The organism is Pseudomonas viridiflava, assembly GCF_900602065.1.
GTDB lineage: Bacteria > Pseudomonadota > Gammaproteobacteria > Pseudomonadales > Pseudomonadaceae > Aquipseudomonas.
In genome coordinates, this window is sequence record NZ_UWFN01000371.1 from 1 (window position 1) to 333 (window position 333).

Annotated in this window: 1 protein-coding gene; it reads left to right on the top strand. The window is 60.4% G+C overall.

The genetic code is table 11. The annotated features are described in order from the left end of the window. Positions 1-333, top strand: a 333-nt coding sequence (locus tag EE949_RS29020; protein WP_164666859.1) for a DUF3656 domain-containing protein, incomplete at both ends; no start/stop codon positions are given.

A 333-nucleotide genomic window follows, 5' to 3' on the forward strand; every position in this document is an offset into this window, starting at 1 on the left:
GCTAGGCACCACGATCTACCATGCTCAGGGCGTGGAACTGGATGCGCCTCAAGCGTTTTTCGTGCCCAATTCGCAACTCAAGGCACTGCGCCGCGATGCCATCGAGGCGCTGACCGAGGCGCGCATAAAGGCTCACCCGCGCGGAGGACGCAAGGCAGAAACCACCCCGCCACCGGTTTACCCTGATTCGCACCTGTCGTTTCTGGCCAACGTTTACAACCAGAAAGCTCGCGTCTTCTACCACCGCCACGGCGTGCAGTTGATCGATGCGGCTTACGAAGCGCATGAGGAAACCGGCGAGGTGCCGGTGATGATCACCAAGCATTGTCTGCG